Here is a 15,830-nt window from a genome sequence, read left to right on the forward strand (position 1 = left end):
GCCCGCCAGAATTTCTTCTGAGCGTCGCGCGAATTGCGGTTTGCGCGGCAACATCTAATCCGATGCCGACCCTGAGACCATTTGGATGCGTCATGTGAAGTCCTGTTTCGCGATATTGTGGAACTCGAAGGCAGATCCGATTTCTTGTCAGGATCTGCCGATAGCCATCGGAGACGCCATGCCCGTCACGCAGCGGAGGTTTCGTGAGCCGCCAGGCGGGCGATAATCTGCTGCTCCTGCCCGGCCTTGAGCGCAGTCACGCGCGCCGTAGCCTCCTCAAAGGAGGCGGCAGGCGGATAGATCGGTGTCAGACCGGGTGCTCCCGCCTTTTTACCGATATGCTTTTCGAACGGCAGGGAGCGATAGAGGCTCGGGTCGACGGTCGGGTCGAAAAGAGGGCGATAACCGAGCGACAGATAGAAGGCCACGGCCTCCGGTTGGCGAAAGCCGGTGCTAAGGTAGGCCCTGTTATAGCCGAGTTGCCCGGCACTCTCCTCGAGCGCGATCATGATGCGGCGTGCCAGTCCCTGACGCCGGAGATCCGGATGCGCCCATATCCGCTTGAACTCAGCGGTTTCGTCGTCGTGGCTCATAAAGGCGCCGCCGGCAATGGTCTGACCGTCGCGCTGCAGCAGGAGAAAATCGCCAAGCGGCGGGGCGAACAGCGCACTCGGATAACGCATGATTTCCGCTCGCGCGCCGCCCGGGCGGCTGACGGCGCCATATCTGCTATCATACTCGCTGGCAAGACCATCGATCAGCGGTTCCGCCGCCGGGTCCAGCAATGACGACCGGACTATGATATCGTTCATGCATATGCCTCCAAACAATGTTCTGAAGGCTGCCCGGGATCGATCGTGAGGATCGCCGATCTTGCCGACCACTCTGCAAACTCCGCTCAGCGCTTCGCAGGCAGAGCATGCATGATCGATGGTGCGCTTCGCACGGCACGATCTTTCATTGTGCGGTCGATGATTGAAACATCGTTGCCCGATTCTTTTGTCTATTAAAATTATAGATTATATTGTCAAATTTATGCAACCAAAGAGCCGCACAAGCGCACCAGCTCACCGCCCTGTTTCGCGGCATACAAGAGAACATCGGGAGATCGAGCCACAGACGCCTGGATATTCGCGACCCGTTTATTCGCACCAAACCTAGTCAGCAGAAGATTGCTCCGCACCTCGAAAATGAAGTAACCGATGAAGAATAGCGATGCCCAGGAACGTAGGCATATTCGCTCTGAATGAAATGAGTTAGTGGCTCTCGCGCGGAACCTTGGCGCCGCGTCCGCCGACCAGGAAATCTAGGTCGGCGCCGGTATTGGCCTGCATGACCGTTCGAACGTAAAGGCCTTGGTATCCTGAGGTCATTTCCGGCACCGGTTCCTTCCAGGCCACGCGCCGCCGTGCAAGCTCATGGTCCGGAACGTCGAGAACCAATGTGCGGGCCTCGACGTCGAGTGCGATGAAATCCCCTTGCTCGACGAGTGCCAGCGGACCGCCGGCGGCGGCTTCCGGCGATACATGCAGCACCACGGTTCCGTAGGCCGTGCCGCTCATGCGGCCATCGGAAACGCGCACCATGTCGCGTACGCCTTTCTCCAGCAGTTTGCTTGGCAAAGCCATGTTGCCGACCTCGGCCATGCCGGGATAGCCGCGCGGACCGGCCCCCTTCAGCACGAGAACGGAATTCTCATCGACATCGAGGTTCGGATCGTCGATCCTGGCATGGAAATCCTCGATAGTCTCGAAGACGACGGCGCGGCCGCGATGACGCATCAGATGCGGCGATGCGGCCGATGGTTTGAGCACCGCCCCATCAGGCGCAAGATTGCCCTTGAGGACGGCAATTCCCCCGCTGTCGACGAGCGGATTTGACCGGCTGCGGATGACGTCCGGATTGCGGTTGACGACATCGGCAATATTATCTCCGACGCTCCCCCCCGATACGGTGAGTGCATCGAGATGGAGGAGGTCGGAAATTTCCTTCATCACGGCGGGAATGCCGCCGGCATAACAGAAATCCTCCATGAGGTATTTGCCCGACGGCATGAGGTCGACGATCGTCGGCACGTCGCGCCCGAGCCTGTCCCAATCCTCCAGTGACAGGTCGACGCCGATACGCCCGGCGATGGCGAGCAGATGAACGACGGCATTGGTCGATCCGCCGATCGCGCCATTGATCTTGATGGCATTCTCGAACGCCTGCCTCGTGAGAACCTTCGAAAGCCGCATATCTTCCTTGACCATCGCGACGGCGCGGCGCCCGGTCATCCGGGCAAGCCGCGCCCGTCGGGCATCGACGGCAGGCCATGCCGCATTGGTCGGCAGGGCAACGCCGAGGGCTTCGACCATCGACGCCATGGTCGAGGCCGTTCCCATTGTCATGCAGTGGCCGGGCGAGCGTGACATGGCACTTTCCGCATCCATGAACTCCTGCCGGCTCATGGTGCCTGCCCTCACTTCCTCGGAGAATTTCCAGACGTCCGTGCCGGAGCCGATCGGCTTGCCGCGAAAATTACCATTCAACATCGGCCCGCCTGAAATGACGATCGTCGGCAGATCGCAGCTTGCCGCACCCATCAGCAGCGATGGTGTGGTCTTGTCGCAGCCGGCCATCAGGATGACGCCGTCCATGGGATTGCCGCGGATCGCCTCTTCGACATCCATGGAAGCGAGATTCCTGAAGAGCATCGCAGTCGGCCGCAGATTGGACTCGCCGCAGGAGAAGACCGGAAATTCAAGCGGCAATCCGCCGGCTTCCAGGACGCCGGCCTTGATATGCGCGACCAGTTCGCGGAAATGCGCGTTGCAGGGCGTAAATTCCGAAAACGTATTGCAGATGCCGATGACGGGGCGGCCGTCGAACACATCATCGGGCAGGCCACCATTCTTCATCCACGAGCGATGGATGAAGCCATCCTTGTCCACTCCGCTGAACCACGCCTGCGACCGCCGCTTTGGATCCTTGGTCATGATTGCCTCTTTTGTATTATAATTTATTTTTTTGTTATACAAATAAGCCATAGCGGTCAAGCGCGGTAGCGCTTGTGACCACAGGCTGAAGACGCTAGACATGTCTCGATTTTTGGGAAAGGCAGATGGCCGGAATGACTTCGGACGCCGATGATGCAAGCCTCGGCACCAACAAGAGATACCACGACGCGATCGTGCACGCGCTGGGTGAGCGGATCGTCGGTGGCGCACTTGCGGCCGGAGCCTCCATCGGAACGGAACAGGAGCTCTGCGATCATTTCGGGACATCGCGTACCGTCATCCGGGAAGCCATCAAGATCCTGTCGGCCAAGGGCCTTCTCGAAAGCCGCCCGAGAAGCGGCACCAGAGTGACCGATCACTCGGAATGGCTGCTGCTTGACCCGCAGGTCCTCGCATGGAGGCTCGGCGCGGAAAACGGCAGCGAGAGGGCACGTATCGATCTCTATGAACTCAGGCAATCCTTCGAGCCGGCCGCGGCGGAGCTTGCCGCCGCGCGTGCGACGCCGCAGACGCTACAGAAAATGAAACATGCCTTGCTCGGCATGACCCTCGCCTCGACCGCGGACGAAAAGATCGAGCACGATCTCGCATTTCACACCGCCATTTTGGCAGCGACCGGCAATGCCTTCTATCTGGCATTGGGGTCGCTGATCTCAGTGGGGCTGAAGCATGTGTTCAAGGCGGGGCTGCAACGGACTGCAAAGGAGGACGAACGCTGGATACGCCGTCACCAGAATGTCTATGAAGCCATTGCCGGCGCCGATGGTCCGGGCGCTGCCGAGCAGATGAAGAACCTCCTGCGCGAGGCGCTGGAGGTCCAGAAGCTGGAATTGCCGCAATCCGAAAATTAGAAGCAGATCGGCTTCAGAAAGATCCGAGCCTCTTAGCATGCAAGGCGACAAGTTCCTCGCCGAACGGTGTCGGACGCATGGCAGGCGCGCGATCGCGAACCGTGAGCCCCGCCCGCTCGGCAAACAGCCGCTTGCCGTAGCACATCAGGTGCTCGATCCCCTGCATGACGGCAACGGCGGATGGGAGCATGGCACGATAGATTTCCTCGGCACGGACCTCATTCCCAGCGCGAAAGGCGGTGTATGCGTCGACCGCATAGTCGATGAGATCGGGAGCGAGAATGTAGCCGGCACAGCCTGCCCGCAGCCCGTCAAGCAATTCCAGGCCACCTCGACCGTTGAAAACAGGCACGCCCTCGCCGATCGCCTTCATCAACGCCTTGATCTCGATGGCCGAGCCCTCCGCCTTCAACACCTTTACATTGGGATGGGCAGCGCGCAATGCCGCGAGATCCGGTCCCGTCAGGCCGCGTCCGAGAAAGGCAGGGGCATTCTGGATCGCCACCGGCAGGTTCGTCGCATCCACGACGCGGCCGAAGAAGCCAATATATTCGCCCACGCCGAAAGTGCCGACCGGTGGCGGCTGGAGGATCACCCAGTCAGCGCCAACGGCTTCGGCGTGCCGCACCTGCTCGACCTGCTCGGCAACCGAAGTGCCGAAGATGGTGAAGGCGAGCGGCAGGCGGCCGGCATTGTCCTCGGCAAGCCATTCCATCACGGTCCGGCGCTCGGCGGCCGTCAATTTGAAGACCTCCGTAGCAAGGCCGAGCGCGGCAAGCCCATGCACGCCTGCCGCCACGCAAATCTCGGTCTGCCGCTTCATCGCCGACCTGTCGAGCTTTTCCTCCTTATCGAAGAGCGCGTAGAGGATCGCATGAATACCGTGCAGTTTCTCAGGTTCGAACGCCATCTCGTTTCGCCTTATTGTTTAGAAAGCCGAAGGGCCGGCGCACCTTTGCGGGCGATTGCGATGCCGAGGAGGCCACCCGCGATCAAGGCGGCAGCCACCAGCGTCAGCGCCACATCATAGTTTCCGGTCGAATCCTTGATCCAGCCGATCACCGGCGGCAGGGCGAGGCCTGCGACATTCGCCAGTGCATTGATGAGCGCGATCGATACGGCCGCCGCAATCCCCGAGACGAACTCGGTGGTGACAGCCCAGAAGATCGGAATAACCGCCCAGTTGAGTGCCACCGAAAGGACGAGCAGCAAGTAGGACAGCCGTGGATCGCCGGCATGGGTCGCACCGAGAAGGCAGACACCGGCCAGGGCGAGCGGAAGCCCGAGATGAAACGCGCGCTCGCCGGTTCGATCGGAATGCCTGCCATTGAAGAACATGAAGGTACAGGCAGCCAGAAACGGCACCGCCGAAAGCAGGCTTACCGCCAGATTGCCGCCGCCGGACAGGCTCTTGACGATCAGCGGCATGAAAAGCGTGATGCCGATCGTCCCGAAGGCCTGAAGCAGCCAAAAGACGGCAAGCATCCAGACGCGAGTGTTGGAAAAGGCGGCACTCCAGGATGCATGATGCGGGACAGGCGCCTTCTCCTCCTCGGCGGCGATGGTTCGCTCGAGGCCATCCTGCTGCTTGGTCGTGAGCCATGTTGCGTCTCGCGGGCGATCGGGCAGGAACTTCAACACGACGAAGCCCAACAGGATGGCGGGAATGCCTTCGATCAGAAACACCCAGCGCCATCCCGATAGGCCGAGAATACCGTGCGCATTGAGCAGCAGGCCGGAGAGCGGCAAGCCGATGACCGATGCGAACGCTGCGCCGATATAGAAGAAGGACATGGCGTTCGCCCTGTCGCGCGACGGATACCATTTCGCGAGATAGTAGATGATGCCCGGCGTGAAGCCGGCCTCGGCCGCCCCGAGAAGGAGGCGCATTCCATAGAGCTGATAGGCGCTGGAAATGAATGCCATGCCGGCAGCAATGATGCCCCAGCTGATCATGATGCGGGCAATCCAGCGGCGTGCGCCGAACCGGGCCAGCAGCAGCTGCTCGGTATTTCGAAGACGATATAGGTCGCGAAGAATATGCCGGCCGCCAGCCCGTACATCTGGCTCGTCAGGCCCAGCTCCTCATTCATTCCGAGCGCGGCGACGGAGATATTCGACCGGTCGATGTAAGCGACGAGATAAAGCAGCATCAGGAACGGCAGGATGCGCAGATTGATGCGTCGGACCGCCTCCGCATTGGTATCGAAATTCATTTCCCCCTCCACGACACTCATCGGCACCCTACAAACATCATACCTTTAACATATGATGTTTGTAGGGTGCAACAAGCTATTTGCTTTTGTCACCGCATTCTGGTTGGTCTCGTTGGCGATGGAGGCGAAGGACCGACGCATGACGAAGACAAAGCCGAACAGGACGACAGCCCTCGTGGAGGCCCTCGGCATCCGCATCGCGTCCGGACAGATCCTCCCCGGCGCCTATCTTCCCTCGGAAGGCGAACTGGAGCAGGAATTTGGCGTCAGTCGCACGGTCGTACGTGAAGCGGCGAAGATATTGTCGGCCAAGGGTCTCGTGACCGTCAGGCAGCGCACGGGCACGCGAGTAGAGCCGCGAGAGCGATGGCAATGGCTCGATGGGGAATTGATCGCATGGCTGTCGCGCGGACGGATCTCGCACGATGAGCTTATGGCTTTTGCCGAGGCCCGCAAGATCATCGAGCCTGGGGCCGCCGCGCTGGCGGCATTGCGGGCAACCGATCTGGAACGTCAGGCGATCCTCGACATCTATCGCCGCATGGAACGGGACCAGAAGGACCCGATCGCAGCCGTCGCCGCCGACAAGGCCTTTCACATGTCGATCCTTGCAGCAACGCATAATCCGGTGCTGCAAAGCCTGCGCCAGGCGATCGAATCCATTCTCGATGCCGTTTTCCCGCATACGGTCGGTGCATTTGCGGCCAATCTCGAAAACCACGCCGCAGTTGCCGAGGCAATCGCCGCAGGCGACAGTATCGCCGCCAGACACGCGATGGAGGCTGTTCTCGACCAGACGTCAGGCTTCCTTGGGCACGCGCGGGAGCGGGCGGCATCATAGCCATCAAGATTTGCTCGCCAAAGCGAGGACTGTGAGGACATGGATGACGGGGGAAGGACCGGACCGCGAAAGGGGGTTCGCCCCTCGTAAACGGAACGCTCTCACGGCCGGTCCCATATTTCCTGCAGGCCAGGCCCGCAAGAGGCGGCGCTTTTGCGCGCCCATTGCGGCAATATATTGTCTAACGCTAAAAAATGGAGACCAGACAAAATAGCGCGATATCGGTTCCCATTATCGCCTCGTGCGTAGATAGTGCCCTCGGGCGCCGCCTGTCGTTATCTCTCATTCGGCAAGACACCTCATATGATGACCGCAAGATCGATCCATCGCTCCTCCATAGAGACAGCACGCCTCCGTCTGCGGCCGACATCGGCCGCAGATACGAAACGCGCATCCGAAATTCAGAGCGATTGGGCTGTGACGCGCATGCTGAGCAACGCCTCATACCCGCCGAACGAAAACGATATCAAAGATTGGTTTTCCAGCCATGAGCGCGAATGGGCCGAAGGCTCCGCCTATCGCTTCGCCATCGAACAAGGGGAAAGAATGATCGGTGTCGTCGATGTCGATGGCATTGTCGGCAGCGCGGGCAGTCTTGGATATTGGCTGGAAAGGCAAGCCTGGGGAAAGGGCTATGCCTTCGAGGCGGCGCAGGCACTGATCGGCTTCATCTTCCACGAAGTCGGTCTCTTCAGCCTCGAATCCGGTCACGCATCCGACAACCCGGCCTCTGGACGGGTGCTGACCAAACTTGGCTTCCGCCAAGTCGGCAGCAGGGAGCTTTTCTCGCGGGCGCGCAGCGAAACCATCGTTCAATGCTGCTATGTGCTCGAGCGACAAATACCGTGAACCCACAGCGCGGTGCTAAGCCGCAGTGTCCTTAGAGCTCGATTTCGTAGACCCGCTCATGCGTCGCGACGAAACCCTTGCCTTCCGGCGTCACCCAGCCACGAAACATTCCCGGCGTATTGTAGGGCGCGACGGCAATACCCTGAGCATCTATAGCCACCAGGCCGGCGCCGATCTGATGCGGCGCCAGATCGTGGTTGATCAACCCCTCGGTCGCGGTCGCGATATCCTGCTTCAGATAGGCCATGCGGGAGGCAATCTCGTGTCCAACCACATAGCGGATGAAGAACTCGCCCTTACCCGTTCCAGACACCGCGCAGACGCCGTCGCGTGCATAGGTGCCCGCACCGATGACCGGGCTGTCGCCCACGCGCCCGTCAGGCTTGTTGTTGTAGCCGCCCGTCGAGGTGGCGGCGGCAAGATGGCCGGCGGCATCGAGCGCCACCGCCCCGACCGTACCATGCTTTTCGTTCTCGGTTCCTTCGGTGCCGTCAGCGGCATGGCGCTTCATCGCCTCCAGCGCCTCGACCCGCTTCAGTGTAGTAAAATAGGATTGCGGCTCGATCTGCAGCCCCTTGGCTTCGGCAAAACGATCGGCAGCCGGGCCGGTCAGATAGACGGCACGGCCATCCTCCATCAATGCGCGGGCAGCCTTGATCGGGTTGCGGATCGCGCGAGAGGCGCTGATGGCGCCCGCCTCCAGCGTCGTCCCATCCATGATCGAGGCATCGAGCTCGTGCACGCCGTTTTCGTTGAGCGCTGCGCCATGGCCAGCGTTGAAATGCGGGCTGTCCTCCATGATCACGACAGCTGCCTCGACGGCATCGACCGCACTGTCACCGGCCTGCAACCGTGTATAGCCTGCACGCAAAGCGGCAGCTAGGTCGCGGAGCGCGCCCTCCCATTCCTCTGGCGTCATGCTGTCTTCGGGCATGACACCGCAGCCACCGTGAATAGCCAGCGCAATCTTCGTCATTTTCCACTCCGATCCGGCGCCGGTGCAACCTTTATGCCCAACACCGCTCTCCTCACCAACGCCCGATCACCCTGATCGGGACGCCATTTCAGTTGAAGGCGATATCGCCGATGACCCTTACTCTTACGCGGCGCGCTCCGCCGGGAAGATAGGCAATCGGAATATCCTCGACTTCGAGCGTCTTCACGCTTTCCTGGCTCGCACCGGAAGCAACGGCTGCATCCTGCGCCTCCGCTTCTGCCTTGGCGATGGCTTCGTCGCGGCTCAACCCCGAAAACACCTGGTCGACTTCGCCCGACACCTGCGCCATCGCGGCGCCGAGCGCATTGGCAACGCCTGCATTTTCGACACGCAGAACTTCGGAAGCTCCCGCGATCTTTTCCGGGATCAGGAAGGCGCCGCCGCCGACGGCGATCAGCGGTACGTCCTCTGCCGACGTCTTCATCTGGTCGAAGCTGTCCGTCACCATATCGCGGATTCGTTCAAGGCTTGCCTTAACGAAGGCCGGATCGAGATCGCGAACGCGATCCCTGTCTCCCATCTCGATCAGACCGGCGGCGACGGCGACGTCCGAGGTGGTCAGGGTGTTCCCGCCAAAGACGCGTGCCTCCGTCAGGATGCGATAGCCGACCGAACGCGGGCCGATCTTGCCAGTTTCCGGATCGATGATCGTTCCGCCGCCAAGGGCGATCGGCAGAAGATCGGGCATGCGGAATAGGGTGCGCACGCCGCCGATGTGGACGATATTGTTGGCCTCGCGCGGAAAGCCGCCGACGAGGCAGCCGATATCCGAAGTGGTACCGCCGACATCGACCACCATGGCGTCGCTCAAGCCGGTCAGGAAGGCGGCACCCCGCATCGAATTCGTCGGACCGGAGGCAAAGCTGTGAACCGGATTGGCGGCCGCGACATCTGCCAGCGCCACCGTACCGTCGTTCTGCGTCAGGTAAAAGGGTGCGGCAACACCTGCTTCGCGCAGCGCGTCCGAAAACGCCTGCACCGTGGTCCTGCCGAGCGACTGCAGCGCCGCATTGAGAAGTGCAACATTCTCGCGCTCGAGCAGACCGATCCGACCGAGAGTATGAGACAGCGTGATCCTCGCATCCGGGATCACCGACCGAACGATCTCAGCCGCCTTGACCTCGCATTCGGTGGTCAGCGGCGAGAAGGTCGCGGATATCGCGATCGACGTGATGCCGGCATCGCGGATCTGCATCGCGGCTTCGCGGATCTCGTCGGGGATCATCGGCACGAGCGGGCTGCCGTCATATTCATGACCGCCATGAACCATGAAGATGAGCGGATCGACTGCCGCGCGCAGGTCGTTTGGCCAATCGCACATCGGCGGCAGGGAAGCGCCGGTCGGGAGTGCAATGCGGATCGCAGCCACCCTTTCCAGTCGCGCCCGTTCGACAACCGCGTTGGTAAAGTGCGTGGTGCCGATCATGACGGCATCGATCGGCCGGCTGGACGCGCCGGCATGGCCGGCGACATGGCTCAAGGCCGACTTCACGCCTGACATGACGTCCTGCGTGGTGGGAACCTTGATGGAAGCGATGATCGTCTCACCGTCGATCAGAACGGCATCCGTATTAGTGCCGCCAACGTCAATACCGATGCGTTTCATGCGAATACCGATCTGAATTCAATGTCGTAACCGAAGGCACGAGGACCGACCGCAGCGATCCCGGCAGGCGAGGTCAGGAGTTCGGGTGCCGGAAGAGCCACCACGGTCACGCGCTGGCCGTAACGCACGGATTCCGTGCCGATGGCACTGCCGGAAATCGTGTCGAGCAGGCAAAGGAGATCCGGCGTCATTGCCACCGGCTCGCCATCGCGGAAAGCGACCGCCCATTCATTCTGGAAAGCGAGCTCCATTCGGGAGCCCTTGTCGGTGTCAATGCCCTCGATCACGGTTCGCCCACGAAGGAAGCCGCCTGTGGTTTCGCGCGCCACGTCGATCACCTTGCCGCGAAACAATTGCTTGCCGCCCTCATGATCGAGAACTGCCTTTACCGGATCGTCATGACGGGCACGCGCCTCGATGACGGCGCGGCCAAGCTCTGTAGCCTTCGTTATGGTGTAATGAATGCCCCATTCCTTCACCTCGCGGCCGGTGCGCGGCGCCTTGCAGGTGGCGGCAGTCGAGCCAACCTCCGTGCAGACCTTGCGCGAAATTCGCTCCATCCATTTCCAGGATGCGGCCTTCGTGACGATAACCTCATTCTCGCGTACGTCGACGAGGGAAAGCGGATACATTGGCAGATTGCCAATGGCGAAGGAGGTCATCTGCGCCTCGGGATAGGCGCGTCCCATCGCATCGGCATTGACGACCGGCCGGCCCAGCATCGCGGCGGCGAGAAAAGAGGAGAGCGCATTCGAACCACCGATCTCCACGCTCATGATCGCGCGAAAGGGCTTGCCGAGATAATCCTCCATGACCTCGACGGCGCGCGCCAGATGCACGGGATCGCTGAGACGCTCCTGCCCGACCAGCGGCGCGCCCATCTTCGAGACGACCGCAACCATATCGTCGTCATCGAGCGCCATCGGATCCATCACCTGCACGCGACGCCCCTCGGCATAGAGTCTTCGAAGGTTAAGAGTCGAGATATAGGGATTGCCACCGCCGCCGGTTCCCAGAATCCAGGCTCCCGTTGCGAGCGGCTCGATATTGTCTTCGGAAAATTCCTGAAGCATGTTTCACCTTCGGCAGTAGCTCCCCCGACCCCGAATGGGGCCGGGTCTATGTCATGTGCAGGCGAAGGTCAGTTCGCCTTGCAGTCCCAATGAAAGTTCGAGAAGTTCAGATCCCAGCTCTGCATGGGAATGAACTCATAGCCCTGAAGGCACTTGTTCGCCGCATAGCGCCGGTTTGGCGACACCGCCCATACGTCGGGTTGCAGCTCGGCGAGCTTGACCTGCAGCTCCTTGTAGGTCGCGTTCTGCTCCTTGATATCGGTGGTCGACCTCGCCTTGTCGATCAGCGCATCGACCTCGGGATTCTGCAGCCATTCCATCGACATCCACGTGCCGGAAGCCTTGGAATGATACTGATTATAAAAAATCGCATCCGGCGACGGGTAGTTGGGCGAGATGTTGACCTGTGTCGAGGCCGGCGTGGTCTCGGGTTTGGAGGAGAGCTCGACGATGCGGTTCCAAGGCTCGGGCTTGATGTCGAGCGTGATGCCGATCTGTTCGAGATTGGCCTGCATCAGCAGCGCCACTTCGGATTCGAAAGCGAGCGAGGCGACATAGCTGTTAACCAGCGTGATCTTCTGACCGGCATATTTGGATTTGGCGAGCTCTTCCTTCGCCTTTTCGAGGTCGAAGACGCCGGGCTGGATATCGTCGTTGTGCGCATCCTTGAACACGGTCGAGAGCGGGCCGGTCATGTCGAAGCCCGGATAGATCGCTTCCTGAATGGTCTTGTAGTCGGTGGCATAGGCGATTGCCCGGCGCACATGCACGTCGTCGGTCGGATAGACCTTGCTGTTCAGCTTGATGACGAAGCCGCCGGCCGTCGTCGACTGGAGCAGCTTGTAGCCCGGCATCTTGCCGATGGTTTCATAGGTGTCGTTGCCGAGACCATGCGAAGAAAGTCCGAGCTCACCCTTTTCGGCAAGCGCCTTGACGGTGGCGTCGTCGCTCGTCTGGACGAAGCGCACCTCGTCGATCGGCGTTCCCTTGGTCCAGCCTAGGAAGTAATCGGGATTGCGCGCGATCACCATATCGGCGGAACGATTGTAGCTAACAAGCTTGTAGGGACCCGAGCCGGCCGAATGCTCGCCCACATAGGCTTCGCCCCATTTGTCGTCCGGCTTGGAATTGGCTTCGATCAGCTTCTCGTTCAGCGCCATCATCAGCGGCGTCACGGCCATGAACGGCGAGAACTGGCGATCGAGCCTGACGACGACGGTCTTGTCATCGGACGCGGTGACATTGTCGGGCTGCACGAGGCCGACGACGAGGTTCGATGGCCCCTTATTGATGCCGATCAGGCGCCGGATAGACCAGACGAAGTCGGAGGCCTTGACTGGCGTGCCATCCTGGAACTTGGCGTCATCGCGAATATGGAAGGTGTAGGTCAGCCCATCCTGGGAGATATCCCAGGATTTTGCCAGATGGGGCACGATCTCGCCCGAAGGGCTGACGGTCGTCAGCGCGTCATACATGTTCACGATCGCCATATAGCCTGTGTAGTCTGTGACCTTGGCCGGATCGAGCGAGCTGAAAATCTGCATCGTGTTGACGGCAATCGACACCTTGTCGGCCGCCGATGCAGCAACCGAAGTTAGCGGCAACGCCAAGGCGCTCGCAAGCAGAAGCGTGGAAAGACGCAGATTTCTGGAACCCATCTTCATTCTAGTTCTCCTCTTTGATGCGGGAACTGCCCCGCTTATGGTTAGGCTGCCTTCCGGCCCGGAGCCGGCAGCGGCGAATAGGTGATGTCCGGATAGCCGAAGGCGGCAGGACCGACGACCTCAAGCGCGCGAACGCTGCGCAGCAGCTCGTGGCAGGGAATGGCGACGACGGCGACGCGCTGGCCGTAGCGCAGCATTTCGGTTGTGATCGGATAGCCGGTATCGACATCGAGCAGCACGATCAGATCCGGCACGCAAACCTCGATCACGTCATCGCGGCGGAAGACCAGAAATTCGTTCTGGATCGCCACGTTCGCTGTCTGGCCGTTGCAATCATCGAAGCCGGCGAGCTCCATGTCGCCGACGACGAAGCCGCCGCGCAGATGGCGTTTGAGATCAGTGATCTTGCCGTTGAACACCCGCCGTCCGCCTTCCAGCGCGCAGACGGCAGCAATGGGATCTTCCTGCGCCTTGCGGGCACGGATCACGGCTTCGCCCAGCGCGATCGCCTTGGTGAAGCTTTTTGGAATACCATACTGATGGACATAGTGAGCCTGCATCGGCGCCGTCGCCAGCATGGCGCCGCCGCCCTGCGCGACCACGCAAGCGCGCGCCATGCGCTCATGCCAGACTTCCGATACGGCATGGCTGAAAATCACCGCATTGCCATGCAGGTCGCACATGACGGAAGGCGTCGAGCTGTGACCATAGATCGAAAAGGTCGTCATCTGCATTTCGGGGAATGCCCGACCCATGCCGTCGCAATCGAGGATGGGAAGACCGCCGAGAGCCGCCGTCACAAGCGGGTTCATCGAATTCGCGCCGCCGATCTCCTCGCAGACGATCGCATCGATCGGCGTGCGGATGAGTTCTTCCATGGCACGCAGGCAGCGCAGCCCTTCGCGTCCCTCACGGATGCGTTCGACGCCGACGACCGGTGCGCCGATACCGCCGATCGACATGCAGAGCGCGTCCGTTTCGATGGCGTCGGTCGCCAGAACCTTCATCTCGTAACCGGCCTTCATCGCCTCCAGAGCCAGAAGCTTGCCCTGGTAGGGATTACCGCCGCCGCCGGTGCCTAGGATGCCCGCTCCGATTTCCAAAGCATCGAGATCCTCTGATGTCAGCCGGCGCAGAGCGGCATCATCATATTTCTGCTTGCGCGTCTCAGGCATTATGGCCTCCCATTTCACCGACGACTTTGACGTGAATGCGCGTGGCGTTGCCTGGCAGATAGGCAAGAGGCGTATCCTCGCGCTCGATAACTTCCAGGGTTTCCGCGAGAGCGCCGGCTGCGATCGCCTTTTCGCGCGCCTCCGCTTCGGCTTCCGCAAGCGCGCTCTCGCGCGTGCGGCCATTGACGAGCGAGAAGACGCGATCCGTTTCGCCGCTGATCTGGGCGATGGCGGCGCCGACCGCGTTTGCGACGGCAAAATTCTCAGGCATGATCACTTCGAGATCGCCGATACGGTCGGGCATGAGAATTGAACCGCCACCAACAGCGATGACCGGCACCGGCGTCGAGGAAATTCGACTGCGTTCGACGCAGGCTTCGAGCATGGCGTTGATCTTTGCCACGGCCGCATCGATCAGACCCTTGTCGAGATTGGCAACCAAGGCGCAGTCACCGACGTCGGCCTTGCCGGAGGCAACCGCGATATCGGTTGCGGTCAGTATCGATCCGCCGAAGCAGAGCGCCTCCTTGCGCACCCGATAGCCGACCGACTTCGGTCCGATTGTAATGCCCGCTTCACCCCTGACGACGAGCGAACCGCCGCCGAGACCGATCGAAAAGACATCGGGCATGCGGAAATTGGTGCGAACCTCGCCGATATCGACGGTCGTGGAAGCCTGGCGTGGAAAACCGTGCGAGAGAGCCCCGACATCCGAAGTCGTGCCGCCGACATCGACGACGACGGCGTCCTTGAGCCCGGTCAGAAACGCGGCGCCGCGCATGGAATTGGTCGGGCCAGAGGCAAAGGTCAGCACCGGAAAGGCACGCACGACATCGGCGGCCATCAGTGTACCGTCGTTCTGGGTGATGTAGAACGGGCATGGTATACCAGCCGCCGCTAGCGCCTTGCCGAAGGCTGCAACGGTGCGATCCGCCAGCGACAGCAGGCTCGCATTCATGATCGCCGCACTTTCCCGCGCCAGCAGGCCGTGACGGCCGATGTCCTTCGACATCACCACAGGCAGGCCGGGGCAATGCTGCTGCAGGATTTCCTTGGCCCGCACCTCCATGGCATCGTTGATGCCGCTGAAGACGCAGGTCACGGCGGCAGCCTTTAAACCCTTTGCACGGATTTCACCTGCGATGCGCACGATGGCGTCTTCATCGAGCGGCGAAAGCTCGCGCCCATCGAACTCGTAGCCGCCTTTGACCTGATAGCCGTGATTGCCGACGATCTCGCGCAGATCGTCGGGCCAATCGACCATCGGCGGCAGACCGGCGCCGGACGGCAGGCTCAAGCGGATGGCTGCGACCTCATCCATGTGGCGGCGCTCGATGACCGCATTGGTGAAATGCGTCGTGCCGATCATGACGGCGGCAATACGGGCCCGATCGATGCCCGAGGCATCGATAACCTTCTCCAGCGCCTCGATCACGCCCGAAGTCACATCTTCGGTCGTCGAGGCCTTGACCCCAGCAAGAACGGTCTTTCCCTCCAGGACGACGGCATCCGTATTGGTGCCGCCGACGTCAATTCCAACGCGATACACGTCAGGCTCC

General features: G+C 61.0%; 14 protein-coding genes. 3 read left to right on the forward strand and 11 right to left on the reverse strand.

Annotation, left to right across the window (positions count from 1 at the left end):
- Positions 1-185: 185 nt before the first annotated feature.
- Together FBZ99_RS21285 and FBZ99_RS21295 are read right to left on the reverse strand one after the other, a co-directional pair.
- Entirely contained in the window at positions 186-812 is a 627-nt protein-coding gene (locus tag FBZ99_RS21285) for a GNAT family N-acetyltransferase (RefSeq protein WP_113350869.1), read from the reverse strand.
- A gap of 444 nt (positions 813-1,256) precedes the next feature.
- Positions 1,257-2,978: an IlvD/Edd family dehydratase gene (locus FBZ99_RS21295; protein WP_145634728.1), complete on the reverse strand. Its 1,722-nt coding sequence runs from the start codon at positions 2,976-2,978 to the stop codon at positions 1,257-1,259.
- Between the two features lie 125 nt (positions 2,979-3,103).
- Here FBZ99_RS21295 and FBZ99_RS21300 point away from each other — a divergent pair, with 125 nt between their 5' ends.
- Positions 3,104-3,850, forward strand: coding sequence for a FadR/GntR family transcriptional regulator (locus FBZ99_RS21300; RefSeq protein WP_113329324.1), 747 nt, complete (start codon positions 3,104-3,106; stop codon positions 3,848-3,850).
- Between the two features lie 13 nt (positions 3,851-3,863).
- Here FBZ99_RS21300 and FBZ99_RS21305 read toward each other — a convergent pair whose 3' ends face one another.
- The 3 genes from FBZ99_RS21305 to FBZ99_RS33350 are packed head-to-tail and all read right to left on the reverse strand — an operon-like array spanning position 3,864 to position 6,066.
- Positions 3,864-4,760, reverse strand: a complete 897-nt coding sequence (locus FBZ99_RS21305; RefSeq protein WP_113350867.1) for a dihydrodipicolinate synthase family protein — start codon at positions 4,758-4,760, stop codon at positions 3,864-3,866.
- Between the two features lie 11 nt (positions 4,761-4,771).
- On the reverse strand, positions 4,772-5,806 hold the full coding sequence (locus FBZ99_RS21310; RefSeq protein ID WP_210248387.1) for an MFS transporter: 1,035 nt from the start codon (positions 5,804-5,806) through the stop codon (positions 4,772-4,774).
- A complete protein-coding gene (locus FBZ99_RS33350; RefSeq protein WP_210248386.1) occupies positions 5,803-6,066 on the reverse strand; it encodes a hypothetical protein in 264 nt (87 codons plus the stop codon). Before FBZ99_RS33350 ends, FBZ99_RS21310 begins: the two co-directional genes overlap by 4 nt.
- Positions 6,067-6,205: 139 nt before the next feature.
- Between FBZ99_RS33350 and FBZ99_RS21315 the strand changes: the two genes are divergently transcribed.
- Positions 6,206-6,907 carry a FadR/GntR family transcriptional regulator gene (locus FBZ99_RS21315; protein WP_113350866.1) on the forward strand — a complete coding sequence of 234 codons (702 nt, stop codon included), beginning with the start codon at positions 6,206-6,208 and terminating at the stop codon, positions 6,905-6,907.
- Positions 6,908-7,210: 303 nt separating this feature from the next.
- A complete protein-coding gene (locus tag FBZ99_RS21320; protein ID WP_113329328.1) occupies positions 7,211-7,756 on the forward strand; it encodes a GNAT family N-acetyltransferase in 546 nt (181 codons plus the stop codon).
- 31 nt (positions 7,757-7,787) lie between these two features.
- On the opposite strand, the gene FBZ99_RS21325 is transcribed toward FBZ99_RS21320, so the two are convergent.
- The 6 genes from FBZ99_RS21325 to FBZ99_RS21350 all read right to left on the reverse strand — a co-directional run bounded on the left by FBZ99_RS21325 (position 7,788) and on the right by FBZ99_RS21350 (position 15,820).
- On the reverse strand, positions 7,788-8,732 hold the full coding sequence (locus FBZ99_RS21325; protein WP_113350865.1) for an isoaspartyl peptidase/L-asparaginase family protein: 945 nt from the start codon (positions 8,730-8,732) through the stop codon (positions 7,788-7,790).
- Positions 8,733-8,820: 88 nt separating this feature from the next.
- A complete protein-coding gene (locus FBZ99_RS21330) occupies positions 8,821-10,359 on the reverse strand; it encodes a hydantoinase/oxoprolinase N-terminal domain-containing protein (RefSeq protein WP_113350864.1) in 1,539 nt (512 codons plus the stop codon).
- Entirely contained in the window at positions 10,356-11,432 is a 1,077-nt protein-coding gene (locus FBZ99_RS21335) for a DUF917 domain-containing protein (RefSeq protein WP_113329331.1), read from the reverse strand. The genes FBZ99_RS21330 and FBZ99_RS21335 overlap by 4 nt, the downstream gene beginning before the upstream one ends.
- A gap of 68 nt (positions 11,433-11,500) precedes the next feature.
- Positions 11,501-13,096 carry an ABC transporter substrate-binding protein gene (locus FBZ99_RS21340; protein ID WP_145634731.1) on the reverse strand — a complete coding sequence of 532 codons (1,596 nt, stop codon included), beginning with the start codon at positions 13,094-13,096 and terminating at the stop codon, positions 11,501-11,503.
- A gap of 41 nt (positions 13,097-13,137) precedes the next feature.
- The gene (locus FBZ99_RS21345) at positions 13,138-14,271 is read right to left on the reverse strand and encodes a DUF917 domain-containing protein (RefSeq protein ID WP_145634733.1); all 1,134 of its coding nucleotides are present in this window, start codon (positions 14,269-14,271) and stop codon (positions 13,138-13,140) included.
- Positions 14,264-15,820: a hydantoinase/oxoprolinase N-terminal domain-containing protein gene (locus FBZ99_RS21350; RefSeq protein ID WP_145634735.1), complete on the reverse strand. Its 1,557-nt coding sequence runs from the start codon at positions 15,818-15,820 to the stop codon at positions 14,264-14,266. Before FBZ99_RS21350 ends, FBZ99_RS21345 begins: the two co-directional genes overlap by 8 nt.
- Positions 15,821-15,830: the final 10 nt, after the last annotated feature.

The organism is Rhizobium sp. ERR 1071 (genome assembly GCF_007828675.1).
Taxonomy (GTDB): Bacteria; Pseudomonadota; Alphaproteobacteria; order Rhizobiales; family Rhizobiaceae; genus Rhizobium; species Rhizobium dioscoreae.

Excerpts from the sequence above, each read along its gene's own strand:
- FBZ99_RS21285 (WP_113350869.1), bottom strand. The coding sequence starts at position 812 with ATGAACGATATCATAGTCCGGTCGTCATTGCTGGACCCGGCGGCGGAA.
- FBZ99_RS21295 (WP_145634728.1), bottom strand. The coding sequence starts at position 2,978 with ATGACCAAGGATCCAAAGCGGCGGTCGCAGGCGTGGTTCAGCGGAGTG.
- FBZ99_RS21300 (WP_113329324.1), top strand. The coding sequence starts at position 3,104 with ATGGCCGGAATGACTTCGGACGCCGATGATGCAAGCCTCGGCACCAAC.
- FBZ99_RS21305 (WP_113350867.1), bottom strand. The coding sequence starts at position 4,760 with ATGGCGTTCGAACCTGAGAAACTGCACGGTATTCATGCGATCCTCTAC.
- FBZ99_RS21310 (WP_210248387.1), bottom strand. The coding sequence starts at position 5,806 with ATGATCAGCTGGGGCATCATTGCTGCCGGCATGGCATTCATTTCCAGC.
- FBZ99_RS33350 (WP_210248386.1), bottom strand. The coding sequence starts at position 6,066 with ATGAATTTCGATACCAATGCGGAGGCGGTCCGACGCATCAATCTGCGC.
- FBZ99_RS21315 (WP_113350866.1), top strand. The coding sequence starts at position 6,206 with ATGACGAAGACAAAGCCGAACAGGACGACAGCCCTCGTGGAGGCCCTC.
- FBZ99_RS21320 (WP_113329328.1), top strand. The coding sequence starts at position 7,211 with ATGATGACCGCAAGATCGATCCATCGCTCCTCCATAGAGACAGCACGC.
- FBZ99_RS21325 (WP_113350865.1), bottom strand. The coding sequence starts at position 8,732 with ATGACGAAGATTGCGCTGGCTATTCACGGTGGCTGCGGTGTCATGCCC.
- FBZ99_RS21330 (WP_113350864.1), bottom strand. The coding sequence starts at position 10,359 with ATGAAACGCATCGGTATTGACGTTGGCGGCACTAATACGGATGCCGTT.
- FBZ99_RS21335 (WP_113329331.1), bottom strand. The coding sequence starts at position 11,432 with ATGCTTCAGGAATTTTCCGAAGACAATATCGAGCCGCTCGCAACGGGA.
- FBZ99_RS21340 (WP_145634731.1), bottom strand. The coding sequence starts at position 13,096 with ATGAAGATGGGTTCCAGAAATCTGCGTCTTTCCACGCTTCTGCTTGCG.
- FBZ99_RS21345 (WP_145634733.1), bottom strand. The coding sequence starts at position 14,271 with ATGCCTGAGACGCGCAAGCAGAAATATGATGATGCCGCTCTGCGCCGG.